Here is a 25,788-nt window from a genome sequence, read left to right as displayed (position 1 = left end):
GGCGAGGCTCTGGGTAATCAACGGGGTCATCAACAGGTGTCCCGCGGCCCAAGGGCGTTGTAGCGGGCGAGACCGTCGGAGTGTACTGCGTCGTGAAGGTTCACACGTCAACACTCAAGACGGACCGCAAATGGTACGTTTTTTTCTTTTGGATTACTTGCAGGTTTTTTGGGTCAGCGTATCGCGCTGCTACTGAGAATACCGTCCTTGGTGGCGGCGATGACTGCGGAAATCTTGTTATTGACCCCCAGCTTCAGAATCGCGCTTTGCACATGAAAATTGACCGTGCGTGCGCTGAGATTGAGGATTCTGGCACTCTCATATGCAGTCTTGCCGTCAGCCGCCAGTCTCAATACATCGATCTCGCGGGGGGACAAATGCGGCACGGGTGGCTTTGTCGATTTCCTGGGCAGTGTCTGTGTGATCAACGCATGCAGATGGCGCCCGATGAACACTGAAAAACCGAGATTTTCATACAGCTCAAACGCAGTGATCGGACAATGGCTTCTGGCCAGGCTCAGAATGCTGCAAACACCACTGTCCTCGTCATGGACAGATTGTGACCAGCCGTGCTGCAATCCTTGTTTCTCAAGCGCATCCCACAAGCACGGGGTCTTGGAAAAAAGTTCTTCGCTCCAAAGGATGGGCAACCTGGAGTGATTGCAGTGAGCCACTACTGGGTCTATTGCGCTGAAATTTTTTTGTTCATATTCAATGTTCCAGTCCGTAGGGTAGTTGTTGAGCTGGACTGTATTAAAGTGGTCAGTTTTTGTTTGGTATGTTGTTGAAAAGGCGAAAAATTTAAAGCCTATATTTTTCGCGAAGCCCAGTGAAATCCGGTAGGCAATATCAATCTCCGTTGTTCGCGATAATTGGGTGAGTTGTGATTCCTTCCACCGCTCCATTGTGTCTCTCCAGGTGTGATGTTACTTGGGGGTGCCTTTTTGGATCCAAGATCTGGCACGAGCCGAGTGTAGGATGATTCCTATGTTCGCGTGAGACTTTTTGGCTTTGTTTGCGGTTTTTAAGCAAGTATCTGGTTCTAACGTTATGGAGTACTGGCATAGATAACGAAAGGTCGGGCTTACTATAATCAGACTTGGGTGTGTTAACTGGGTGGTTAATGTAAATCATATTATGAAGTTAATGTGAATGAGTCCCTGGCCAAAGCCACTACAAATCACCGGTGTTTAAGCCCGCCGCTTTGCGGGACACTGTGGCTATCTGTTGAATGGAGCACCCCATGACCGCCAGTGCAGAAAAATTCACTCGCCAGACCTTGCTCGACGTCCAGTCGCTGACCCCCAGTCTGTTCACCCTGCGGACCACCCGGGATCCGGGTTTTCGTTTTCGTGCAGGGCAATTCGCCCGGCTGGGCGTGACCAAGGCTGACGGCAGCACCGTATGGCGCGCCTATTCCATGGTGTCGTCGCCCTATGACGAGTTCCTCGAATTCTTTTCCATTGTGGTGCCAGGGGGGGAGTTCACCAGTGAGCTGAGTCGGCTGGGAGTCGGCGATACGCTGCTGGTCGAACGTCAGGCCTTTGGTTACCTGACGCTGGATCGCTTTGTCGACGGCCGTGATCTCTGGTTGTTATCCACAGGCACCGGCCTGGCGCCGTTTCTGTCGATCCTGCAGGACTTCGAGGTCTGGGAGAAATTCGAACGAATCATCCTGGTCTACAGTGTGCGCGAAGCCCGGGAGCTGGCTTATCAGGACCTCGTCAGCGGGTTGGCCGGGCGCGACTATTTAGCGGAGTTTGCGCACAAGCTGCAGTTCATCACCACCGTCACCCGCGAGCAGCATCCGGGCGCTCTGAGTGGCCGGATCACTGCGCTGATCGAAAATGGCGAACTGGAGCGGGCGGCAGGCCTGGCGCTGACGGCTGAGCACTCAAGGGTCATGCTCTGCGGCAATCCGCAGATGATCGATGACACGCGCAAATTGCTCAAACAGCGCCACATGCACTTGAGCCTCAGTCGCCGACCCGGGCAAGTGGCGGTGGAAAACTACTGGTAAAAAAACGGCGCCTCAAGGGCGCCGTTGCTTGTTTTACTGACCTGTTGAGGGCCGATTGTTCTGAGCCTTGAGCAGATCGCGGATCTCTTCCAGAAGCTCTTCTTCCTTGGTCGGAACCGGCGGCAACGTTGGCGCAACGGCCTCTTCGCGTTTCAGGCGGTTGATGGCTTTGACGCCCATGAAGATCGCGAAGGCGACGATGATGAAGTCAATCAGGCTCTGGATGAATTTGCCGTACGCCAGCATTACCGCCGGGATATCGCCGTTGGCTGCTTTGAGCGTGACGGCCAGGTCACTGAAGTCCACCCCCCCGATCAGCAGGCCAATGGGTGGCATCACCACGTCGCCGACAAACGATGAAACGATCTTGCCGAAGGCGGCGCCGATGATGATACCGACGGCCATGTCGACCACGTTACCTTTGACCGCGAAGGCCTTGAACTCACTTATCACGCCCATAGGTTATTTCCTTGTTACAGATGAGGTTGGTGAGCGCAGTGTAAATCAGCATGATGCATCCTGCTCGAAACAACTGCTTGCAGAGCTTGCCTGCTACCGATCTTCTCGGCGGTAAAAAGTTGGAAAATGCCACTGCTCTTGTTCGGGGTAGCCGCTTTAACGTAGGGCGCTCCAGCGCGCCCGCAGGACATGTTACCCATCGATCGCTCGTCTCTGCTGAGTGGAAGGGGGGCAGGATAAAAACATGGAAAGTTGGGGCTTTAGCATCACTGGGTTGATACAAGGGCAATGTGCGGCATATGAAGTTTTATGTGAATGGTTTGAGGGTGTACGGACTCGTACCTCAAACAAACGCCCTGAGTTAGATGTTGAAAATGCCATTATATTGCCATTGGCTTGGTTGTTCGTATTGTAAAGTTGGCTTAACGGTTGGATTGTACGTTCAAGTTTTAAATGACAAGGATTTGTACAGGTTTGATTTTTGTTTCATGGGGCGAGACTAATGTCGGATTGGATATGTTTGGATACGTTGTACAGGTTTTCATAGTTAGTAATGCAGTGAATGTATTCCAGGATTTGAACAAGTTGCTACCGAAGATCCGCTGGGTAACTTCGCCGCGCTGATCCGCACCAGCTGAGCTATCATCGCGGTTTTTTGCGGGGAGTTCAGATGGCCAAGGCCAAGCGCATGTACGGCTGCACCGAGTGCGGCTCAACCTTCCCCAAGTGGGCTGGCCAGTGCGGTGAGTGCGGGGCCTGGAACACCCTGACCGAAACCATGGTGGAGAGCGGGGGTGCCGCAGCCCCCAGCGGTCGCACCGGCTGGACCGGTCAACAGGCACAGATCAAGACCCTGGCCGAAGTCAGCGTCGAAGAAATTCCGCGCTTTTCCACAGCGTCCAGCGAGCTGGATCGAGTGTTGGGTGGCGGCCTGGTAGATGGTTCTGTGGTGCTGATCGGCGGTGATCCGGGCATCGGCAAATCGACCATTCTGCTGCAAACCTTGTGCAACCTCGCCAAAGTCATGCCGGCGCTGTACGTCACCGGCGAAGAATCCCAGCAGCAAGTGGCCATGCGCGCCCGCCGACTCGGCTTGCCTCAGGATCAACTGCGGGTGATGACCGAAACTTGCATCGAAACCATCATCGCCACCGCCCGGCAGGAAAAACCCAAGGTGATGGTGATCGACTCGATCCAGACGATCTTCACCGAGCAACTGCAATCGGCACCGGGCGGCGTGTCCCAGGTCAGGGAAAGCGCGGCGTTGCTGGTGCGTTATGCCAAGCAGAGCGGTACGGCCATTTTCCTGGTTGGTCACGTGACGAAAGAAGGTGCATTGGCCGGGCCGCGAGTGCTGGAGCACATGGTTGACACAGTGCTGTATTTCGAAGGCGAATCCGATGGGCGCTTGCGTTTGCTGCGGGCGGTGAAGAACCGTTTCGGCGCCGTCAACGAACTGGGCGTATTCGGTATGACCGACAAGGGGCTGAAAGAAGTCTCCAACCCTTCGGCGATTTTTCTCACCCGCGCGCAGGAAGAAGTGCCGGGCAGTGTGGTCATGGCGACGTGGGAAGGGACGCGACCGATGCTGGTGGAAGTCCAGGCGCTGGTGGACGACAGTCACCTGGCCAATCCTCGTCGGGTAACGCTGGGGCTGGACCAGAATCGACTGGCGATGTTGCTGGCGGTGCTGCACCGTCACGGCGGCATTCCGACCCACGATCAGGATGTGTTTCTCAACGTGGTTGGCGGGGTGAAGGTGCTGGAAACAGCCTCCGATCTGGCGCTGATGGCGGCGGTCATGTCCAGTTTGCGCAACCGGCCACTGCCTCATGATCTTTTGGTGTTCGGCGAAGTCGGGCTGTCCGGTGAGGTACGCCCGGTGCCCAGCGGCCAGGAACGCTTGAAAGAAGCCGCCAAACACGGCTTCAAGCGCGCCATCGTGCCAAAAGGTAATGCGCCGAAGGAGGCGCCGCCGGGGTTGCAGATTATTGCGGTGACCCGACTGGAGCAGGCCCTCGACGCCCTGTTCGAATAACCTTCCAGATAGAATACAAACCCCTGTGGGAGCGAGCTTGCTCGCGATGGCGGACTATCACTCAACATCATCGTTGAATGCTAAACCGCTATCGCTAGCAAGCTCGCTCCCACATTGGATTAGTGCTGGTTGTCAGATTTCGATCAAAGCGCCCAATTCACGCTCCAGTTCCTCTGGATCGCCCAGGTTGAACTCAATCAACCGCCGCAGACGTTCGATAGATTCCAGGCTGATGTGCTTGCAGACAAACCCGAGCTGGCCATGGTCATCGTGGGTCAACATCACATCCATCTTGATCTCGACGTCTTCGTTGAGATGAATATCGACCAGGAAATGCCAGTCCGGATTACCCAGCCAAGGCTCGGGTTTCTCGATCAACAGTCCCTTGAGCGAGAGGTCGATCAACTTCACCGGCCAGATGAATTCCCCCTGGCTCAGCTCGGTTCGGGCATCGAACGCAATACGTTTGAAGCGGCGGCGATCGGCAGGGTGCTCGCTCATGGCGCAATCCTCGTAAATGTTCGCTGACTATAGACCCGCATTGTCAAAGGCTGCCAGCAAAGTGATGGCTCAACCCGTGTCGGGGGATGGCCTTTGCGGCCGTTAGCGCTAAACTCGAGATGGCTGTCTTTCTTGTCCACCCTGGCTGGAATCATAAAATGAAAAATAATAATAGCCTGCTACGCCACCTACCCTGGCTGCTGCTGGCAATCGTAGGGGCGTGTGCCCTCGGTGTAGTGGCATTGCGCCGAGGCGAGGCGATCAACGCCTTGTGGATTGTGGTCGCCGCCGTGGCCATCTATCTGGTTGCGTATCGTTACTACAGTCTGTTCATCGCTAACAACGTGATGCAACTCGACCCGCGACGGGCCACCCCCGCCGTGCTCAATAATGACGGTCTGGACTACGTGCCGACCAACAAACACATCCTCTTCGGTCACCACTTCGCGGCCATTGCTGGCGCAGGGCCGCTGGTCGGTCCGGTCCTGGCGGCGCAGATGGGTTACCTGCCCGGTACGCTGTGGCTGATTGCCGGCGTGGTGCTGGCCGGTGCTGTTCAGGACTTCATGGTCCTGTTCATGTCCACTCGCCGCAACGGCCGTTCCCTCGGCGACATGGTCCGTGAGGAGATGGGCCGCATCCCCGGCACCATCGCGCTGTTTGGCTGCTTCCTGATCATGATCATCATCCTCGCGGTGCTGGCGCTGATCGTGGTCAAGGCCCTGGCCGAAAGCCCGTGGGGTATTTTCACGGTAATGGCGACCATCCCGATCGCGATGTTCATGGGCATCTACATGCGCTACATCCGCCCGGGCCGCATTGGTGAAATCTCTGTGGTCGGCGTGCTGTTGCTGCTCGGTTCGATCTGGCTGGGCGGGCAGATTGCCGCCGATCCGGTCTGGGCCAAGGCGTTCAGCTTCACTGGCGTGCAGATTACCTGGATGCTGGTCGGTTACGGTTTCGTGGCCGCCTCGTTGCCGGTCTGGCTGATTCTGGCGCCGCGGGACTATCTGTCGACCTTCCTGAAAATCGGCACCATCGTGGCCTTGGCGATCGGCATCCTGATCACCATGCCCGAACTGAAAATGCCGGCATTGACCCAGTTCATCGACGGCACCGGGCCGGTGTGGAAGGGCGGTCTGTTCCCGTTCCTGTTCATCACCATCGCCTGTGGTGCGGTCTCGGGTTTCCACGCGCTGATTTCGTCCGGCACCACGCCGAAACTGCTGGATAACGAGGTCAACGCCCGATACATCGGTTACGGCGGCATGTTGATGGAGTCTTTCGTTGCCATCATGGCTATGGTCGCCGCTTCGGTGATCGAGCCAGGCGTGTATTTCGCCATGAACAGCCCGGCGGCAGTCGTCGGCGGTGACGTGGTGGCCGTGGCACAAACCGTCAGCAGTTGGGGCTTTGCAATCACCCCGGAAGCCCTGCAAGCGGTGGCCAAGGACATCGGTGAAACCACGATCTTGGCCCGTGCCGGCGGTGCGCCGACCCTGGCGGTTGGTATCGCGCAGATCCTGCACAGTGTCCTGCCGGGTGAAAACACCATGGCGTTCTGGTACCACTTCGCGATTCTGTTCGAAGCGCTGTTCATTCTGACCGCTGTCGACGCCGGTACCCGTGCCGGCCGATTCATGCTGCAGGACTTGCTCGGTTCCTTCGTGCCAGCGCTGAAACGCACCGAATCCTGGACCGCCAACCTGATCGCAACCGCCGGTTGCGTGGCGATGTGGGGTTGGTTGCTGTACCAGGGCGTGATCGACCCACTAGGCGGCATCAATACCTTGTGGCCGTTGTTCGGTATCTCCAACCAGATGCTGGCCGGTATCGCGCTGATGCTCGGCACCGTCGTGCTGATCAAAATGAAGCGCCAGCGCTACGTCTGGGTCACCATGCTGCCCGCCGTGTGGCTGCTGATCTGCACCACCACTGCCGGCTTCATCAAGCTGTTCGATGCCAACCCGGCGATCGGCTTCCTGTCGCTGGCCAAGAAGTACAGCGATGCGCTGGCCAACGGTCAGATCCTCGCCCCGGCCAAGGACATTACGCAGATGCAGCACGTGATCTTCAACGCCTACACCAACGCAACGCTGACGGCGCTGTTCCTGTTCGTGGTATTCAGTATCCTGTTCTATGCGCTCAAGGTCGGTATTTCCGCCTGGGGCAGCAAAGAACGTACGGATAAAGAAGCGCCATTCCAAGTTCTGCCGGATGCGTAATCGAGGATTGCAGCATGTTCAATGACCTGAGTCGCCTCGGTAAATACCTCGGTCAGGCCGCGCGCCTGATGGTCGGGATGCCCGACTACGACAATTACGTCGAGCATATGCAAACCAAACACCCGGACAAACCGGTGATGACCTATGAGATGTTCTTCCGGGAACGCCAAGAGGCTCGTTACGGTGGCAAGGGTGGGCCGAAGTGCTGTTGATGCAACAGCAGGTTTGATGCAATCCCTGTGGGAGCGGGCTTGCCCGCGATGACGGACTATCAGTCAACATTGATGTTGAATGGTAAATCGCTATCGCGGGCAAGCCCGCTCCCACATTTGTTTTGTACATACTTTCCATTTTCTGTGAATCAGGAGAACGCGTTTGTCCTCTCCCATCCCGGTAACAATCCTCAGTGGCTTTCTCGGCGCGGGAAAAACCACGCTGTTGCGCTACCTGCTCAAAGCCGAGCACGGCCTGAAAATCGCCGTGATCGAGAACGAATTCAGCGATGCCGGTATCGACACCCAACTGTTGGGCGACGAACCGGTGCAAGTGATGACGCTGTCCAACGGCTGCGTTTGCTGCACCATCCACACCGATCTGACCAAGGCTTTGTACCTGCTGCTAGAACGCCTGGACAGCGGCGAAATCGCCTTCGACCGTCTGGTGATCGAATGCACCGGCCTGGCCGACCCGGCACCGGTGGCGCAAACGTTCTTCATCGATGAAGAGCTGCGCGAGCGCTACATCCTCGACGGCATCATCACCCTGGTCGATGCGGCACACGCTGACACTCACCTGACTCAAACCATCGCCCAGGCGCAGATCGGTTTCGCCGACCGCTTGCTGGTGAGCAAACGCGATCTGGTGGACGAGGCGACCTTCACCGCGCTGAGCGAGCGCCTGACCCGCATCAACCGTCGCGCACCCATCCGCGTGGTCGAGCACGGCAAGATTGACCTGGCCGAATTGCTCGACGTGCGCGGTTTCAATCTCAATGCCGACCTGGGTGGCGGTGTCAGCCTGCGCCCGGTGAGCAAAGCGCCGTCCATCGACCGCATTTCCAGCCTGGTGCTGCGCACCGACAAGCCGCTGGATATCGACAAACTCAGCGAGTTCATGAACGAACTGCTGGAGGACCATGGCAAGCAATTGCTGCGCTACAAAGGCGTGTTGAACATCCTTGGCGAGCCACGGCGCATGGTGTTTCAGGGCGTGTTGAAGCTGTACGGATTCGATTGGGACACGGAGTGGGCGGACGATGAAACGCGCGAAAGCGTGATCGTGTTCATTGCCGATGATTTGCCGGAAGAGAAGATTCGCGAGGGGTTTGCGCGGGTGGCCGCAACCTGAAGCATTGTCGGCGTCGGTGACGGCCTTTTCGCGAGCAAGCCCGCTCCCACTTTTAACCGAGTTCTTCCAGTTGGAATGCGATCAAATGTGGGAGCGGGCTTGCTCGCGAAGGCGATCTAACCAGCAACACGATTCTGGCGGAATATTGGTTGTGAGTTCAGCAATACCGCCTCCAAATGATCCAGGTGTTGGCTGAGCAAAGTCTCTGCCATTACTGCATCCCTACTCTCAACCGCATCCACAAGCGCTTCGTGCACCTGCCACGCGCAATAGCCCTCCGTTTCTGCGCCAAACTGTGCAACAGCTAATGACGTCAGCGGCACAAGCGTGCCAAGAAAATGCGCCAAAGGTGCATTCCCCGCCATTTCGGCCAACTGCAAATGAAACTCCCCGGACAACCGAATCGCCGGGCCACGCTGATCGCGCTCCAGACATCGGCGCTCACTATCGATCAAGTCGCGCAGACGATTCAGGTCTTGCGGACGAGGCTGCTGACAGGCCAGCTGTACCAGCGTGAGTTCAGTCAGTCGTCGGGCGTGAAGCGTCTGGCGGGTCTGCTCGACATCTGTCGCGGCGACCCGGGGACGATGGTGGGTGCGAAGGATGATGATCTGCTGATGTGACAGCTGCGTCAGTACCTGGCGGATGCTGCTGCGGCTCACCCCGAACATGTCCCCCAGGCTTTCTTCGGTGAAGCGACTGCCGGGGACGATGCGCTGTTCGAGAATGGCATCGAATATCCGTGAGTAGAGATCATCCGCCGACGGCTTCCCGGTGTTCGTTCGCGGGAAGGGCAGGGCAGTGAGGGTTTGCGGTGAGGCGAAGCTGTTCATGGCTTGTCTCCAGTTCGAAGCGGACTCAACTGACGAGATTGTCGTCCGGAATATTCAATTCGATGCCCATCCGCTGGCCTTCCCGAAGGATGTGCCGACGCATTTCGGCGCTGGCCTGGGCGCTGTTTTTGCTGCGAATAGCGCGCACCACGGCTTCGTTTTCCTCAAGGCGTTCAGCCAAATGCTCCGGGGAGTTGCGCAGCACGTCGGCGCTTTGCTTGAGGGCGTTGCTGGTCTGTTGCACCACACTCTGGAAAATCGGGTTCGAGGTAAGCGTGAACAGCTCTTCGTGGAACGCGATGTAGGCGTTCACCCCGGCTTCGCTGTCGTTGGCCTCCAGCGCTTCGCGCATGTCCATCAGGGTCAGGCGCAGTTGCCCGACTTCCTTGCTGCTGATCGACTGCGCCACCAGGCCGACAATGAACGGCTCAAGGGTGTAGCGCAGTTGCAGCACGTCTTCCAGGCTCGCACCGGCGACTGCGCTGTCGTGGCTTTGGCTGTCGCTGAGATTGGCCTCCAGCACCACCACGCCTTTACCCGGCATGGAGCGCACCAGCCCGAGGGTTTCCAGCACGATGACGGCTTCACGCAGGCTCGGGCGGCTGATGCCCAGTTGTTCGGCCAGCTCACGCTGCCCCGGCAGCATCTCGCCGGAGCGCCACTGACCACGGGCCAAAGCGGCCCGGAGTTTTTCTACTACTGAATTCACAACGGTCGACGAGGTAATCACTGTTCGCTCCATGAGCATCCAAAATGATTGATGACCGTGCCTGCCCGTGGGCAGGCACGGCGATTATTCAGAATTCCTGTTGATGTGCCGGGCCGACAGGCTTTCTCGGCTGGAAGGTATAACCCACCTGACCAGAAAGTACTTTGTTCGCCCGTTGAATATCGATGTCCTTTTCCCAGCGCGCGATGGCCACGGTGGCGACGCAGTTGCCGATCAGGTTGGTCAGCGCCCGGCCGATGCCCATGAACCAGTCCACCGCCAACACCAGCACCAGGCCGACCACCGGAATCGCCGGGATCGCCGTCAGTGTCGCCGCGAGAATCACCAGCGCCGAGCCAGGAATCCCGTGGGCACCTTTGGAGGTGATCAACGACACCAGCAGAATCGTCAGCAGGTCGGTCATGGCCAGCGGCGTGCCGGTGGCATTGGCGATGAACACGATGGCGAGGGTCAGGTAGATCGAGAAACCGTCCAGGTTGAACGAGTACCCGGTCGGAATCACCAGCCCGACCGTCGAACTGCCTATGCCCAGATGCTCAAGCTTGCGCATGATTTGTGGCAGCACGGCGTCGGAGGAGGCGGTGCCCATGACGATCAGCAGTTCTTCGCGCAGGTACTTGAGCAACGGCCACATCTTCAGGCCCGAAAGGCGCATCACCAGGCCGAGAATCAATGTCACAAACGCCACACAGGTCAGATAAAACAGGCCAACCAGGCTGCCCAGGTGCTGCAGCGAATCCAGGCCATATTTGCTGGTGGTGAACGCGATGGCGCCGAACACGCCGATCGGCGCCAGACGCACGATCATGCCCATGATGCGGAAGATCACGTGGCTCAGCTCATTGATCAGCCGGGAAATATCCGACGCTGCTTCGCCCACAAGGTTCAGCGCACTGCCGAACAGCACCGAAAACAGCAGGACTTGCAGAATGTTGTTCTCCGCAAAGGCGCCGATGACCGAGGTCGGGATCAGGTTCATCAGGAACTGGGAGGTGGTTTGCATGTGCTGGCCGCGCTGGGCGATGTCGCCCATATCAGCAGCGGAAAGCTGATCCAGATGAATGTTCGCGCCGCTGCCGATGCCGGTGGTGAAAGCGAACACCAGACCAATCACCAGGGCGATGGTGGTCAGGATTTCGAAGTAGATCACCGATTTCAGGCCGATGCGCCCAACCTTCTTCAGGTCGCCGGCACCGCTGATGCCGCTGACCACTACGCAGAACACGATCAGACCGATGAGCATCTTGATCAGTTTGATGAAGCCATCGCCGAGCGGTTTGAGCTGAGCGGAGTATTCAGGGAGGGTCAGCCCACAGACGATGCCGAGCACCAGTCCGAGAACCACTTGGAGGAAGATTGAACGCGAGCACCATCTGAGCATGGGAGGAATCCTGGTCGGTGTCCTGGCTGCCGTGCGCTTCGCGCATCAGATTCAGGACTTAATTATTGTGGTCTTACCGGTATGTCCAGTGCAGGCGCAATATAAGCGCTGATTTTGGGTGTTCGCAAGCAAAATGTGAGTGATTGGCATGACCGGTCTTACCAGTTGAGCGCAATGCCCCGACCTTGAGCCTTTTCGCGGTTTGAAAAAAATCGCGGGCATAAAAAAACCGGCCATCACTGGCCGGTTTTTTCATTGCTGCGGTTTAGCGGGCTGATTAGGCGCCGTATACCGGCAGCTTCTTGCAGATGGCCTTGACCTTCTCACGAACGGCGTCGATCACCGCTTCGTTGTTCAGGTCCGCCAGGATGTCGCAGATCCAGCCGGCCAGTTCTTTGCACTCTGCTTCCTTGAAGCCACGAGTGGTCACAGCCGGAGTACCGAAGCGCAGACCGGAGGTGACGAACGGGGAGCGTGGATCGTTTGGCACGGAGTTCTTGTTCACGGTGATGAACGCTTTGCCCAGAGCGGCGTCGGCGTCTTTACCGGAGATTTCCTGCTTGATCAGCGACAGCAGGAACAGGTGGTTCTGAGTACCGCCCGACACTACGTCGTAACCGCGCTCGATGAACACGCCGGCCATGGCCTGGGCGTTTTTCACCACTTGTTGCTGGTAAGTCTTGAACTCAGGTTGCAGTGCTTCCTTGAAGCAGATCGCTTTAGCGGCGATCACGTGCTCCAGCGGGCCACCCTGGGCGCCCGGGAATACCGCGGAGTTCAGTTTCTTCTCGATGTCGGCGTTGGCGCGAGCCAGGATCAGGCCGCCACGTGGACCGCGCAGGGTCTTGTGCGTGGTGGTGGTCACGACGTCAGCGAAAGGAACCGGGTTCGGGTAGACGCCAGCGGCGACCAGACCGGCTACGTGAGCCATGTCGACGAACAGGTAGGCGCCAACCTTGTCAGCGATTTCGCGGAAACGCGGGAAGTCGAGGATCTGCGAGTAGGCAGAGAAACCGGCCACGATCATTTTCGGCTTGTGCTCAACCGCCAGACGCTCGACTTCGTCGTAGTCGATCAGGCCGTTGCCGTCGATGCCGTACTGAACGGCGTTGTACAGCTTGCCGGAGGAGGAAACGCTGGCACCGTGGGTCAGGTGACCACCGTGCGCCAGGCTCATGCCCAGGATGGTGTCGCCCGCTTGCAGCAGAGCCAAGTAAACGGCGCTGTTGGCTTGCGAACCGGCGTGTGGCTGAACGTTGGCGTAATCAGCGCCGAACAGTTCTTTTGCACGGTCGATGGCCAGTTGCTCGACCACGTCGACGAACTCGCAACCACCGTAGTAGCGCTTGCCCGGGTAGCCTTCGGCGTACTTGTTGGTCAGTACCGAGCCTTGAGCTTCCATGACCGCAGGGCTGGTGTAGTTTTCCGAAGCGATCAGCTCAATGTGCTCTTCCTGGCGCTGAGCTTCTTGCTCCATGGCGGCAAAGAGATCGGCGTCGTACTTGGCAATAGTCAAATCACGGCTGAACATGGCGGTCCTCAAGGATCGGGGCAGAAAAGGGGGGCATTCTAACCCAATGGGTTTTAGATGGCATATGAAAGGACATCATGTCGCAGACAAGTGGGCTTCATGACGGGATCAGCGGTGATCGTGCCGGCAGGTGTCAGGTGATCGTTCCCACGCTCTGCGTGGGAATGCAGCCAGTGACGCTCCGCGTCACTGGCCGAAGCGGACGCAGAGCGTCCAGTGAGGCATTCCCACGCAGAGCGTGGGAACGATCAGTCCCGATCAATCGAACATGAACAACGCATCATTGCTGAACTGCGCCTCAAACCGATTCGCCGGCATCGGGCGGCCGAACAGATACCCTTGAACCTCGTCGCAACCATGCTCGCGCAGGAAGTCGAGTTGCTCGTGGGTTTCCACGCCCTCGGCGATAACCGCCAGGTTGAGGCTGTGGGCCATGGCGATGATCGCGCGGGCAATCTGCGCATCCTGTTCACCCGACGGCAGGCCGTCGACGAAGGTGCGGTCGATTTTCAGCACGTCGATCGGGAATTGCTTGAGGTAGTTGAGCGATGAGTAACCGGTGCCGAAGTCGTCGACCGCAATGCTCAGGCCGAGATTTTTCAGCCCGGCGAGAATCTGCATCGCTTCGCTGACTTCGCGCATCAGGATACTTTCGGTCAGTTCCAGCTCCAGGCACGCCGGCGGCAGGCCGGTTTCCTTGAGGATGGTGGCGATCCGCGTCCCGAGTTGGCCATCGGAGAATTGCCGGGCCGAAATGTTCACCGACACCTTCGGCACCCGGACCTTGGCCTGATGCCAGGTCTTGAGCTGACGGCAGGCCTCGCTGATCACCCAGTCGCCAACATCCACCACCAGACCGAGCTCTTCGAGCACCGGAATGAAGTCTCCCGGCGGCACCAGACCGCGTCGCGGATGGCGCCAGCGCAGCAAGGCTTCGGCACCGGTCAGGCGTTTGCCATCGCCGCTGAACTGCGGTTGGTAGTAGAGAACGAATTCGTTCTGTTCCAGGGCGTGACGCAAGTCGCTTTCCAGCTCCAGACGCTCCAGGGCGCTGGCGTTCATATCGGCCTGATAGAACTGGAAGTTGTTCTTGCCGCGCTCCTTGGCGTGATACATCGCGGTGTCGGCGTTTTTCATCAGCTGGCTGAGTTCGTTACCGTCCTGAGGGCTCAGGGCGATGCCGATACTGGCCGTGACGAAGAACTCGCGGCCTTCAAGCACGAACGGTTTCACCAGGCTGGCGAGAATCTGTTCGGCCACATGAATCGCCCGGTTCAAGGCAATTTCACGGTTGGCCCGCGGTTGCAGCAGCAAGGTGAATTCATCGCCGCCCATGCGCGCCACGGTGTCGTCGTCATCGACACAGCCGAGCAGGCGCGTGGCCATTTCCTTGAGCATGCGATCGCCGGCGGCGTGGCCCAGGGAGTCGTTGATCGGTTTGAAACGGTCCAGGTCGAGGAACATCAGCACCACCCAGGACTTCTGCCGTTCGGCCGATTGCAGTGCCGTGTGCAGGCGATCCTGGAACAGCGTGCGGTTGGGCAGGTGGGTCAGGGCGTCGTAATAGGCGAGGCGGTGAATCCGCTGCTCACTGGCCTTGCGCTCGCTGATGTCGCTGAAGAAACACACGTAGCTGGCCAGATCGCCTTCGTCATCGAGCACCGCCGTGATCCCGACCCAGGCCGGGTAATGCTCGCCATTGCGTCGTTTGAGCCAGACTTCGCCTTCCCACGTGCTGTGCTGATGCAATTGCTTGAGCACATAACGCAGATGGGCTTCCTGCTGTTCGTCGACGGTGAGCATGTTCGGCAACTGGTCGAGCACCTGCTCTACCGCATAACCGCTGACACGGCTGAAGGCTTCGTTAGCCTGGACGATGTAGCCGGCCGGGTCGGTGATCAGGATCGCCGAGGTCGAGTGCTCAAATACGGTCGCGGCCATGCGCAGGTCTTTTTCGGCGCGGCGTTGCTGGCTGATGTCGCGACCGACGCCCAGTACGCCTTCGAATGCACCGTGTTCGTCCCAGACCAGCACCAGCCGCAGTTCGATAGGGATCTTGCGTCCGTCGGCCCGCAGGCAGTCGAACAAAAACAGTTGGGTCTGCACCTGGCTGCGCAACAACGCCAGTTGGTCGGGTTTGTTCAGCGCTTTGCTGACCCGGTCCATCAGGCTGTAAATGCCGGTCAGCTGTTGCGGGTTGGCGATGGTCGATTGCCAGCCGTTCTGGAAAATCCAGTCGGCGTCGTAGCCCAGCACGGCTTGCACCGACGGGCTGACGTAGTTGAGCGCCAATTTGCTGTCGGTCGAGAAAATCACGTCGCTGATGCTTTCGGCGAGCATCCGGTAACGCTGCTCACTGTCACGCAGGGACTCACTGGCTTCAATCTGATCGGTGATGTCCTTGGCCACGCCGATGATCCGCGTGACCTGATCGTGCTTGTCCCGCGCCAGTGCCTGTTCGCGGATGTCGAAGCGCCGCCATTTACCGTCCCGGTGGCGGAAGCGCAGCTGGCATTGCATCAATTGTCTGTAACCGGCCTGGCGCTGGGTTTGGCGCGAGCGGTGGTAGAAGTCGGCATCTTCGGGGTGCAGCAGTATTTCCCAGAAATACTCGCCCATCTGGTGCAGTTCGGTACGGTTGTAACCGAGCGTCTGGCCCAGGTGGTGGTTGCTGAAAATCATTCGCTGGCTGATCACGTCTTGCACGTACAGATGATCCGGTACGGTGCGGACCACGTCTGACCAGAATCCTTCGCGCTCCAGTAGCGACAACTCGACAAGCTTGCGGCTGGTGATGTCGGTGATACTCAGGATCACCGCTTTATAGTCGTCCTGGTCTTCCGGCAAACGCAGTACCAGCCACAAGTGCTGGTCGCGGCCATTGGCGTCTTGCAGTTTGATTTCCAGTTCAAGCTGTTTCTGCTGGTTGAGCACCGCGTCGAGCACTTGATTGCCGATGGCAGTGCCGTCCTGCGGGTTACCGTCGATCAGCAGTTTCCAGGCTTGATCGCACGTGTTGACGTTGAGCAGTTGCAGGGCGACCAGGTTGACCTCGGTGATGCGCAGTTCCTGCAGCAGATGCTGGCGCTGTTCCGGTGTCTCGAGCCAGGCCTTCAGTTGTTCGCTGCTGTGCAGCTGAACCTTGTCGAAGGAGCTTTTGAGCCCGGACACGTCGAGTACACACAAGGCGACGCCGGTGCCTTCAAAAATATCCTGGTAACGTCGACGGCCTTCGTGCACCTGGCGCTGGCGGCGGCGCATGTTCAGCAGGGCGATGAACGGCAGCAGCGAGAAGGCCAGGCCCAGAAGGCATTTGCCGATGAACGCCGGCAGCAGCTGTTCGATCACCCGTTTCCGGTCGAACAACCCGCGCAGTTGCCAGTCGCTGCTGCTCAGGGGCACTGTCAGCACGCTGTTGGCCACATCGTCCTCGGTCAGTTCGCCGGGCTTGGCCAAGGGTAGTGGCTCATCGCGACTGATGACTTGATGATTGAAGCGGTTTTCCACCAGCCACAGCGGGCGCATACCAGCTTCGTTTGGATTGGTCAGCGACGAGAAAAATGTCGGCGTCAGGCGCAGAACCCAGTAGCCGCGGGTGCTGCCGCTGGCTTGATGCAGCAGCAGATGCACCACCGAACCGTCATTGGCATTGCTGAAATAATGAGCCTGGGCGTGACTGCGCCGGACCAGTTCGCTCAGGTAGTCGGCATCGTCGCTGTTGTCGGCGCTGTCGGTGAGGACTTTCCCGGAAGGGCTGAGCAACGCGAGGCTGCGCAGGTCGGGCAAGGATTTTTGCAGTTTGCGAAACAGCGCCTGCTGTTCGTCGGCGCTTTGCGGTTGTTCGACGATCGGTAGCAGGTTGAGGGCGATCTGGGCGTTCAGCGCCATGTTCAGGCTGACTTGCGAGGCCAGATCGGCGGTGTAGTCGATGGTGTACTGACGCTGGTGTCGTTGGGTATCGCGTAGCTGATCCAGCAACTGCCAGAACAGCAGCGCGAGCAACAACAGGACGAGCGCCGCCAGCGCGCCCTTCAAGGACCCACGCAGGGGTGAGCCGGTCGCAGGATTGAGTGCGCTCACGGAAGATGAGGGAGTGACATTAGACAAACTGTAATCCTGCGGTTTGGCTGGACTGGCGCGACGTGCACTATAAGCCGGACGCCCGGAGGGCGGCTAGCATGCCCTGAGTTGTGGCAAAGTGCCAGTCCCGCTCGGCTGGACTGCCTTCCGTCAATCAGGTAGCTTTGCCGGTTACGCGGGAGCGTTCCAGCTCCTAGACTCAGGCTTTTTTAGCGCGCACGCATTGATGACCATCAATCGGACGACGCGCACGGCCTGGCCGGGCATCGCCCGCGCCCCAATCATTCATCGTTCACTGACCCTAGGTTCTCCATGGCTCAATACGTATTCACCATGCATCGGCTGGGTAAAGTTGTTCCGCCGAAGCGGGAAATCCTGAAAAACATTTCGCTGTCTTTCTTCCCGGGCGCCAAGATTGGCGTACTCGGCCTTAACGGTTCGGGTAAATCCACGCTGCTGAAAATCATGGCCGGCGTCGACACCGAGTTCGAGGGCGAAGCCCGTCCGATGCCGGAGCTGAACATCGGCTACCTGCCGCAAGAGCCGATCCTGGACCCGACCAAGACCGTGCGTGAAGTGGTCGAGGAAGCGGTCAGCGTGATCAAGAACGCCCAGGCGCGCCTGGACGAGGTCTACGCGGCTTACGCTGATGAAGATGCTGACTTCGACAAACTGGCCGCAGAACAAGCCAAGCTCGAAGCCATTCTGCAGGCCAGCGACGGGCACAACCTGGATCGCCAACTGGAAGTCGCTGCCGATGCGCTGCGTCTGCCGGCCTGGGATGCCAAGGTCGAATTCCTGTCCGGTGGTGAGAAGCGTCGTGTGGCCCTGTGCCGCCTGCTGCTGTCTGCTCCGGACATGCTGCTGCTCGACGAACCAACCAACCACCTGGACGCCGATTCCGTCGCCTGGCTGGAGCACTTCCTGCACGATTTCCCGGGCACCGTGGTCGCGATCACGCACGACCGTTACTTCCTGGACAACGTTGCCGGCTGGATCCTTGAGCTCGACCGCGGCGCCGGTATCCCGTACGAGGGCAACTATTCGGGTTGGCTCGAAGCCAAGTCCGATCGTCTGGCTGCCGAATCCAAGCAGCAGTCGGCTCACGAAAAAGCCATGAAGGAAGAACTGGAGTGGGTGCGCAAAGGCGCCAAGGCCCGCCAGTCCAAATCCAAGGCTCGTCTGCAACGCTTCGAAGAAATGCAATCGCAGGAATTCCAGAAGCGCAGCGAAACCAACGAGATCTACATCCCGGCCGGTCCACGCCTGGGCGACAAGGTCATCGAATTCAAGAACGTTTCCAAGGGTTATGGCGATCGCGTGCTGATCGACAACCTGTCGTTCTCCATGCCTAAAGGCGCCATCGTTGGCGTGATCGGCGGTAACGGTGCCGGTAAATCGACCCTGTTCCGCATGCTGATGGGCAAGGAAACGCCGGACTCGGGCAGCATCGAAGTCGGCGAAACCGTGCAACTGGCGTGCGTCGATCAGAGCCGCGAAGACCTGGACGGCAGCAAGACTGTGTTCCAGCAAATCTCCGACGGTTCGGACCAGATCCGCATCGGAAACTACGAGATCCCGTCGCGTACCTACGTCGGTCGCTTCAACTTCAAGGGCGGCGATCAGCAGAAGTTCGTCAAGGACCTGTCCGGTGGTGAGCGCGGTCGCTTGCACCTGGCCCTGACCCTGAAAGAGGGCGGCAACGTCCTGCTGCTCGACGAACCGTCCAACGACCTCGACGTTGAAACCCTGCGTTCCCTGGAAGAAGCCCTGCTGGACTTCCCGGGCGCTGCCATTGTGATCTCTCACGATCGGTGGTTCCTTGACCGCGTCGCGACTCACATCCTGGCGTACGAAGACGACTCGCAAGCGGTGTTCTTCGAAGGTAACTACACCGAGTACGAAGCCGATCGCCGCAAACGCCTGGGCGAAGCCGCGACTCAGCCGCATCGTGTACGGCACAAGAAACTGGCCTGATTTCAGGTTGGTTGCATGAAAAAACGGAGCCTTCGGGGCTCCGTTTTTTTATGGGCTTAAATTACACCGAGTCGTCTGCATCGCAGGCACTGAAGATCACACAATCTCTATGCTCAGAACCTCAATCACCAAATCCCCCGCCGGCCGCTTCCACAGCACTTCATCCCCGACCTGCGCCCCGAGTAACGCCCGACCCAATGGCGAACCCCAGTTGATCAAACCACTGGCGGCATCCGCCTGATCCTCGCCGACCAACTGCACACGCTGCTCATTGCCCTGTTCATCGACAAACGTCACCCAGGCGCCAATCTGTACTTTGTCAGTCGAAGAGGCCGGGACGACTAACTGAGCGCTTTGCAATCGTTGATTGAAATACCGCCAGTCACGCTCAAGGTCAGCCTGGCGCTGTTTGTCGGCCAGTTCACCTTTGGCACTCTGTTCATTGAGCAGGTTTTGTACGTCGGCGAGTTTCGCCTGAAGCTGGGCGAGCCCGGCCGGGGTGACGTAATTGGGTTGCGCGCTGACTTGCCGTTCGACGGGCTGATCAGCTTGCGCGGCGGCGTTATCTTCATTGACGAAGGCACGACTCATGGTTTTCTCCCGTTATAGGGTTTGGGCCATGGTCGCAGGCTTTTAGTTTCGGCAAATGTCTATCAGCGACTTATTGCGAGCGAAAAGCACGAGCAGCGTCCTGATCCTTCTGCTGCTGCCAGGCTTTGTCCCGGTCGTCCCAATGGTGGCTGCGATAATCCTCACGGTCCTCGCTTTCGCGCATCGCCTGACACTGACGGAAGCCATCGCTCCAGCCCTCGGCGTACTGCTTGTCCTTGAGGTAACGCGGAACGTTTTTACGAAACTCTCCGGTGATTGCCCCCGCCGCTTGCCGGCCACTGCTGCAACCGTCATCGAAGCCATCGGCGAACGCCGGTGGATAACCCTTGGCGATCAAATCCTCGTGGGTCGTCTGGCAACCCGCGATCAACATCAGCAAACCCACCACACCTACGCAACGCCACATCTCAGACTCCCAGACCGTCAACGGCCTATAGGAGAAGTCTAGGAGTGGATTCGTGAGGCGTTTGTGAAAGACCTGTGATTAATCTGTTGGCGTTGCGGTCAGGCGCGCGTGTTCAGATAATTCCTGTTCGATGAACGCAGCGATCATGGCGCGGTAAACCTGCTCCGTTACCTCTGGGCTGGCACCTGCGTCCTCAGCCAGTGCGCGAACTTTGGCGATGACCTGCTCGACCCGCGCCGGGGCTTTCACTGCGTCGGTGTCCTTCTTGAAACGAGCTGCCTGCGCCACGTAAGCGCCGCGCTCGGCCAGCAGGGTGACCATCTGATGGTCCAGTCGATCAATATTTTGGCGAACGTCTTCGAGGGAATTGCAGGTAACGACCATGTTGTTCGAGCTCCATTTTTCTACGGGGGACGGATCAATAGTGATACCACTTCACCTCAAGCATCACTTCGTTCTCGGGCGAAGCGAGGTGACTGAACTCGCGCTGGGCACTCAGGCGTAGACCCAGGTTGCGCGACAATTCCCACTGCTGATTCAGACTCACGCTCCGGCGCACTTCGCCGTTGGTGAAGAAGTCGCCCTTGGCTTCCAGGCTGAGGTTGCCCAGCGGGTTTTTCCACAGCAAACCGCTGTTGAAGCCCGCCGCTGGCGCGATGAAACCGGCAAAGTCGTTGTTGTGTTCAATGCGCACGGTGCCCAAAGCAAAGCCGAGCATGTCGTCACCCAGTTGCCAGGTCCCGCCGCCACCGCCATTGACGTGGCTGACCAGGGTTTCGTCGTCATGCTTGCCCGGCACACGCTCCAGGCCGCCGGTGACTTGCCACGAGAGTGGTTGCAGCAATTCATTGCGCGGAGTCAGGGAGCGGATGGTCGCCAGGTCAAATTGCTGCAATTGCCAGTGATTGCCTTCGTACTGGCGCAGTTTCATTTGCAGGATTTCAATCTGCGCGCCGAGGGGGAAGCTCTCGGCGTTGTCGTTGAGGTCGTGATACGCCATGCGCAAGCCATACTCGCCAAAGGCCTTGTCGCCCCGAGTGCCGATGCCGGCCTGCCAGGTGCGCGATTCATGGCCATCCTCAGGCAGCCCGGGTTGCGGGATGTCCAGTTCCGGTGCCGGATTCTGGTTGATCGCCCGCAGCAATTCGAAACTGCGCTGCGCCCGTTGCGGATCACGTTCCTGGCCGTTGGCGCGGTAGCGCTCCAGGCGATAGGCCGCGTCGATGATCAGCGCCTGACGATCCTTGGGTTGAGCGTTGAACGCCGGTTCTTGCAACTGCTTTTGGTCGGCGCTGACTTTCAGCACCCACTCCTGTTCTTCATTGGTCAACGGCTCGGCGCGGCTCAGCAGTTCACGTTCGCGGGACGGTCGATACTGAATGGATTCCACCAGCCCGGCTTCTTTTACCGCTTTGACGGTGTCGGTAGGAATCGCGGTCAGCGGGAACTGTTCGGTCAATCGCAGGCTCGGGCGGGCGACTTGCAGCAATTCCAGCAGACGATAAGAGCAGTTTTCGTCGAAGAAAAAATAGTCGAACTGGATCTGCTTGAGCTCCCAGACGTGCTCGACCATGCGCTCGGTTTCTGCCTGGGTCAGGTTCAGGCGGTATTCCCACAGATCGCGATTCTCGAGGCTGCGGTATTCCGAGAGTTTTTCCTGATACGGCACCAGCGCAAACAGACCGGGATAGCCGCCCATCAAGCCTTTCCAGGCATACAGGATGCTGTTGTCCGAGCCTTCGATGTAGGCGCCGAAGTTGATCGCATAACTGAGCAGGGCGGTTTGATCGCTCTGCACATTGGCCTGGTCGATGCGCAGCAACGTGTGGCCGAACATCGATGACGGACTGTTCAGATACGCCGCCGGGAAAATCATCACCGCACTGTGGGGCGAAACATCCTTGAACCATTGCTTGAATTCAGTGCAGTCAAGTGTCGGGAGATCGCTCAGGTTGAGCTGCGTCTTCAGCCAGCGGGTGCGGGCGGGGTAGACGCATTGCGCATGTTTTTCACCAGCACTGGCCGGGGCGTACAGCGCTTGCACGGTCGCCGCCAGTTCACGGTCGGGATGCTCATTGCCATCGGCGGCGAGGAAGAATTTCTTGTCGCTGACATAGCTGCGCCAGCCGCCGAGTTTGGCGGTTTCGTAGTGGCCCAGGGAAATCCAGAAGGGGTCATTGGCCAATTGCTGCAAACGTTGATTGTCGATTTTGGGCGTGGCAGACAGCGGGGCGCAGACACAGAGCGCCAGCCAGGCAAGGCGTTTGAGCATAGTGGGCAACTTAATTCGAAAGAAACAAAGACCCAGAAAGGGCCAGGTTCAAAAAATAAAACCCGCTCCCCGAAAGGAGCGGGCGGGTCGAGCTTAAGCTTGAGTGGCGTACTTGGCCAGACGCGGATCGCTCTTCAGAACGGCCAGGGTGTTGGTATGCACGTCGTCAGCAGTTACGTCAGCCTTGCTGAAGATCTGCTGGAAGTGCTCATGAGTGACGGCGGCGAAATGCGCACGGTCTTCCGGCGCCACGCCCAGTACCACAGCGTAAGTGGTCAGGGCTTCGCCCTGACCTTTAGCCATGTCTTCAGACAGCTCGTTCATCATGCCATTCATGGCAATCCAGGATTTGCCGCCATAGGTCAGCGACGCATTGGTCGAGCAACCGTTGGTACCCGAGGTCATACCGAAAGTTGCGTTGCCGGAAGTGCCGTTGGTGGTGGATGCCAGGAAGTGAGCCGGGGTGCCACGCTGACCTTCGAACAGCATGTTGCCCCACCCGCAATCCGGGCCGCCTGGCGCCTGAGCCATGGCATTGAGGGATACAACGGTGAAGAGAGTACCAAGAAGAATCCGTTTCATAGCTTTGTTCTCTTTATGTGCATACCAATGGACAAGGGGTCTGGCCCGATCTGGCGCCAGTGGGCCGGTTATTGTTCCAGCCGCGCAGTTTGGAGTTTAGGCACGTTCCGGAGGTTCCGTTATTTTTTGCATAACATTCGCTGAAAACATTGATTTAGACCCGGTCCGCTTGGTGATACGGCTTTGTCTATGCTTTGGCTAGAGGCGCGCCTTGCAAGTGAGGTATGGGCAGCGCCAGAATGCCGCTATCTGCCCCGCCTGATGTAAGGAAGCCCGATGCCTGATCCTGTTGCTGCCAGCTTGCGTCTAGCGCCCGAAGCGCTGACCCGTCCGTTTTCCGCTGAACAGTTCAGCTTCTCTACCACCAATGATTTGGAGCCCTTCCGCGGTGTGCTTGGCCAGGAACGTGCGGTCGAAGCCTTGCAGTTCGGTGTGGCCATGCCACGCCCCGGTTACAACGTATTCGTCATGGGCGAGCCCGGCACCGGCCGGTTTTCGTTCGTCAAACGCTACCTGAAAGCCGAAGGCAAGCGCCTGCAGACCCCGGCGGACTGGGTCTACGTCAACAATTTCGATGATCCTCGCGAACCTCGTGCCCTGGAATTGCCATCGGGTACCGCTGGCGCCTTTATCGATGACATCAACGGCTTGATCGACAACCTGCTGGCGACTTTTCCGGCCGTGTTCGAGCACCCGTCCTACCAGCAGAAGAAAAGCGCCATCGACCGCGCCTTCAATCAACGCTATGACCGCGCGCTGGATGTGATCGAGCGTCTGGCGCTGGAGAAGGACGTTGCGCTGTACCGCGACAGCACCAATATCGCCTTCACGCCGATGAGCGAAGGCAAGGCTGTGGATGAGGCCGAATTTGCCCAGTTGCCGGAAGTCGATCGCGAGCGTTTTCACGAGGATATTTCGTGGCTGGAAGAGCGGCTGAACGAAGAACTCGCCAGCTTGCCGCAGTGGAAGCGTGAGTCGAGCAATCTACTGCGTCAGCTCAACGAAGAAACCATCACCCTGGCCTTGCAACCCTTGCTCGCGCCGCTGTCGGAAAAGTACGCGGAAAACGCCGGCGTTTGCGGTTACCTGCAAGCGATGCAGGTGTATCTGCTCAAGACTGTGGTCGAGCAACTGGTGGACGACAGCAAGACGGACGCCATCGCCCGCAAGCTGCTGGAAGAGCAATACGCACCAAGCCTGGTGGTCGGTCATCCGCACAGCGGCGGTGCGCCAGTGGTTTTTGAGCCGCACCCGACTTACGAAAACCTGTTCGGCCGCATCGAGTACACCACCGATCAGGGCGCGCTCTACACCACGTATCGACAGTTGCGTCCGGGTGCACTGCACCGCGCCAACGGCGGCTTCCTGATTCTTGAAGCAGAAAAAATGCTCAGCGAGCCGTTCGTGTGGGATGCGCTCAAACGCGCGCTGCAATCGCGCAAATTGAAAATGGAATCGCCGCTGGGCGAGATGGGCCGTTTCGCCACCGTGACCCTGACACCGCAACATATTCCGTTGCAGGTCAAAGTCGTCATCATCGGCGCCCGGCAGCTGTACTACACGCTGCAGGACCTCGATCCGGACTTCCAGGAGATGTTCCGCGTCCTGGTGGACTTCGACGAAGACATCCCGATGGTCGATGAAAGCCTGGAGCAGTTTGCCCAGTTGCTCAAGACCCGTACCTCGGAAGAAGGCATGGCGCCGCTGACCGCTGACGCGGTGGCGCGCCTGGCGACTTACAGTGCTCGCCTGGCTGAGCACCAGGGGCGTTTGTCGGCGCGGATCGGTGATCTGTTCCAACTGGTCAGCGAGGCGGATTTCATTCGCCAACTGGCCAGTGACGAAATGACCGACGCCGGGCATATCGAACGTGCGCTCAAGGCCAAGGCCACGCGTACCGGGCGCGTCTCGGCACGGATTCTCGATGACATGCTGGCCGGGATCATCCTGATCGACACGGACGGCGCAGCGGTGGGCAAATGCAACGGGCTGACAGTGCTGGAGGTCGGCGATTCGGCGTTCGGTGTGCCGGCGCGGATTTCCGCTACGGTCTATCCGGGCGGTAGCGGCATCGTCGACATCGAGCGTGAGGTCAACCTCGGTCAGCCCATTCACTCCAAAGGCGTGATGATCCTCACGGGGTATCTGGGCAGCCGATACGCCCAGGAATTCCCGCTGGCGATTTCCGCGAGTATCGCCCTGGAGCAGTCCTACGGTTACGTCGATGGTGATAGTGCATCGCTGGGCGAGGCTTGCACCTTGATTTCCGCTCTGTCGAAAACCCCGCTCAAGCAGTGTTTTGCGATCACCGGTTCGATCAACCAGTTCGGTGAAGTGCAGGCGGTGGGCGGGGTCAACGAGAAGATCGAAGGCTTCTTCCGGCTCTGCGAAGCCCGCGGGCTGACCGGTGAGCAGGGAGCAATCATTCCCCACGCCAACGTTGCCACGCTGATGCTCGACGAAAAAGTGCTGACGGCGGTGCGCGCGGGGCAGTTCCACGTCTACGCCGTGCGCCAGGCTGATGAAGCCTTGAGCCTGTTGGTCGGCGAGCCGGCCGGTGCGCCGGACGCCGATGGCCAGTTCCCTGAAGGCAGCGTTAACGCGCGGGTGGTGGAACGCTTGCGGGTCATCGCAGAAATGATCAGCGAAGAAGACCTCAAGGAAGCTGAGAAAGAGATGGCGCAGGAAGCCTTGGTGGAAACCAAGCCCGCCTGATGGAAACCCCCTGTAGGAGCCGAGCTTGCTCGCGATAGCGGACTGTCAGCCATCAGTGATGTTGAATGTCAGTGCCTCA

20 protein-coding genes are annotated in these 25,788 nt (G+C 58.6%); 7 read left to right on the top strand and 13 right to left on the bottom strand.

Going from position 1 to position 25,788, the window contains the following annotated elements:
- Window positions 1-173: 173 nt before the first annotated feature.
- Window positions 174-905 carry a helix-turn-helix transcriptional regulator gene (locus ACMXYI_RS02820; protein WP_415771541.1) on the bottom strand — a complete coding sequence of 244 codons (732 nt, stop codon included), beginning with the start codon at window positions 903-905 and terminating at the stop codon, window positions 174-176.
- Window positions 906-1,243: 338 nt separating this feature from the next.
- On the opposite strand from ACMXYI_RS02820, the gene ACMXYI_RS02815 reads away from it, so the two are divergent.
- Entirely contained in the window at window positions 1,244-2,020 is a 777-nt protein-coding gene (locus ACMXYI_RS02815; protein ID WP_415771539.1) for a ferredoxin--NADP reductase, read from the top strand.
- Between the two features lie 33 nt (window positions 2,021-2,053).
- On the opposite strand, the gene mscL is transcribed toward ACMXYI_RS02815, so the two are convergent.
- A complete protein-coding gene (gene mscL / locus ACMXYI_RS02810; RefSeq protein WP_415771537.1) occupies window positions 2,054-2,479 on the bottom strand; it encodes a large-conductance mechanosensitive channel protein MscL in 426 nt (141 codons plus the stop codon).
- 670 nt (window positions 2,480-3,149) lie between these two features.
- On the opposite strand from mscL, the gene radA reads away from it, so the two are divergent.
- The gene (gene radA, locus ACMXYI_RS02805) at window positions 3,150-4,517 is read left to right on the top strand and encodes a DNA repair protein RadA (RefSeq protein ID WP_008149143.1); all 1,368 of its coding nucleotides are present in this window, start codon (window positions 3,150-3,152) and stop codon (window positions 4,515-4,517) included.
- A gap of 132 nt (window positions 4,518-4,649) precedes the next feature.
- Here the strand turns inward: radA and ACMXYI_RS02800 are convergent, their stop codons facing one another.
- A complete protein-coding gene (locus ACMXYI_RS02800; RefSeq protein ID WP_415771535.1) occupies window positions 4,650-5,018 on the bottom strand; it encodes a PilZ domain-containing protein in 369 nt (122 codons plus the stop codon).
- 158 nt (window positions 5,019-5,176) lie between these two features.
- Here ACMXYI_RS02800 and ACMXYI_RS02795 point away from each other — a divergent pair, with 158 nt between their 5' ends.
- The 3 genes from ACMXYI_RS02795 (at window position 5,177) to yjiA (ending at window position 8,590) form a co-directional block, all read left to right on the top strand.
- A complete protein-coding gene (locus tag ACMXYI_RS02795; protein ID WP_415771533.1) occupies window positions 5,177-7,243 on the top strand; it encodes a carbon starvation CstA family protein in 2,067 nt (688 codons plus the stop codon).
- 14 nt (window positions 7,244-7,257) lie between these two features.
- Window positions 7,258-7,455 carry a YbdD/YjiX family protein gene (locus ACMXYI_RS02790; RefSeq protein WP_008154232.1) on the top strand — a complete coding sequence of 66 codons (198 nt, stop codon included), beginning with the start codon at window positions 7,258-7,260 and terminating at the stop codon, window positions 7,453-7,455.
- A 163-nt stretch (window positions 7,456-7,618) separates the two neighbouring features.
- A complete protein-coding gene (gene yjiA, locus ACMXYI_RS02785) occupies window positions 7,619-8,590 on the top strand; it encodes a GTPase (protein WP_415771531.1) in 972 nt (323 codons plus the stop codon).
- 116 nt (window positions 8,591-8,706) lie between these two features.
- Here the strand turns inward: yjiA and ACMXYI_RS02780 are convergent, their stop codons facing one another.
- From ACMXYI_RS02780 to ACMXYI_RS02760, 5 genes are all read right to left on the bottom strand, one after another.
- Entirely contained in the window at window positions 8,707-9,423 is a 717-nt protein-coding gene (locus ACMXYI_RS02780) for a GntR family transcriptional regulator (protein WP_415771530.1), read from the bottom strand.
- A gap of 25 nt (window positions 9,424-9,448) precedes the next feature.
- Window positions 9,449-10,153 (bottom strand): FadR/GntR family transcriptional regulator, encoded by a 705-nt coding sequence (locus ACMXYI_RS02775; protein ID WP_008154237.1) that lies wholly within the window; start codon window positions 10,151-10,153, stop codon window positions 9,449-9,451.
- Window positions 10,154-10,220: 67 nt separating this feature from the next.
- A complete protein-coding gene (locus ACMXYI_RS02770) occupies window positions 10,221-11,534 on the bottom strand; it encodes a C4-dicarboxylate transporter DctA (RefSeq protein ID WP_415771528.1) in 1,314 nt (437 codons plus the stop codon).
- 277 nt (window positions 11,535-11,811) lie between these two features.
- A complete protein-coding gene (gene glyA / locus ACMXYI_RS02765; protein ID WP_033054266.1) occupies window positions 11,812-13,065 on the bottom strand; it encodes a serine hydroxymethyltransferase in 1,254 nt (417 codons plus the stop codon).
- A gap of 258 nt (window positions 13,066-13,323) precedes the next feature.
- Window positions 13,324-17,172, bottom strand: coding sequence for a sensor domain-containing protein (locus ACMXYI_RS02760; RefSeq protein ID WP_415771526.1), 3,849 nt, complete (start codon window positions 17,170-17,172; stop codon window positions 13,324-13,326).
- A 285-nt stretch (window positions 17,173-17,457) separates the two neighbouring features.
- On the opposite strand from ACMXYI_RS02760, the gene ettA reads away from it, so the two are divergent.
- Window positions 17,458-19,122 carry an energy-dependent translational throttle protein EttA gene (gene ettA / locus ACMXYI_RS02755; protein ID WP_008154245.1) on the top strand — a complete coding sequence of 555 codons (1,665 nt, stop codon included), beginning with the start codon at window positions 17,458-17,460 and terminating at the stop codon, window positions 19,120-19,122.
- A 96-nt stretch (window positions 19,123-19,218) separates the two neighbouring features.
- Here ettA and ACMXYI_RS02750 read toward each other — a convergent pair whose 3' ends face one another.
- The 5 genes from ACMXYI_RS02750 to ACMXYI_RS02730 form a co-directional block, all read right to left on the bottom strand.
- A complete protein-coding gene (locus tag ACMXYI_RS02750) occupies window positions 19,219-19,713 on the bottom strand; it encodes a GreA/GreB family elongation factor (protein ID WP_415771523.1) in 495 nt (164 codons plus the stop codon).
- Between the two features lie 70 nt (window positions 19,714-19,783).
- A complete protein-coding gene (locus ACMXYI_RS02745; protein ID WP_074871055.1) occupies window positions 19,784-20,140 on the bottom strand; it encodes a hypothetical protein in 357 nt (118 codons plus the stop codon).
- A gap of 78 nt (window positions 20,141-20,218) precedes the next feature.
- Window positions 20,219-20,524, bottom strand: coding sequence for a chorismate mutase (locus tag ACMXYI_RS02740; RefSeq protein ID WP_415771522.1), 306 nt, complete (start codon window positions 20,522-20,524; stop codon window positions 20,219-20,221).
- Window positions 20,525-20,558: 34 nt separating this feature from the next.
- Window positions 20,559-22,412, bottom strand: coding sequence for an Lnb N-terminal periplasmic domain-containing protein (locus ACMXYI_RS02735; RefSeq protein ID WP_415771520.1), 1,854 nt, complete (start codon window positions 22,410-22,412; stop codon window positions 20,559-20,561).
- A 93-nt stretch (window positions 22,413-22,505) separates the two neighbouring features.
- Window positions 22,506-22,994, bottom strand: a complete 489-nt coding sequence (locus ACMXYI_RS02730; RefSeq protein WP_218537511.1) for a DUF3015 domain-containing protein — start codon at window positions 22,992-22,994, stop codon at window positions 22,506-22,508.
- A 276-nt stretch (window positions 22,995-23,270) separates the two neighbouring features.
- Between ACMXYI_RS02730 and ACMXYI_RS02725 the strand changes: the two genes are divergently transcribed.
- Window positions 23,271-25,709, top strand: coding sequence for a Lon protease family protein (locus tag ACMXYI_RS02725; RefSeq protein WP_415771519.1), 2,439 nt, complete (start codon window positions 23,271-23,273; stop codon window positions 25,707-25,709).
- Window positions 25,710-25,788: the final 79 nt, after the last annotated feature.

The sequence above is a fragment of the Pseudomonas lyxosi genome (assembly GCF_047758685.1).
GTDB classification, from domain to species: Bacteria; Pseudomonadota; Gammaproteobacteria; order Pseudomonadales; family Pseudomonadaceae; genus Aquipseudomonas; species Aquipseudomonas lyxosi.
Note: the sequence above shows the minus strand (reverse complement) of the source record. Positions and strands in the feature narration are given on the sequence as shown.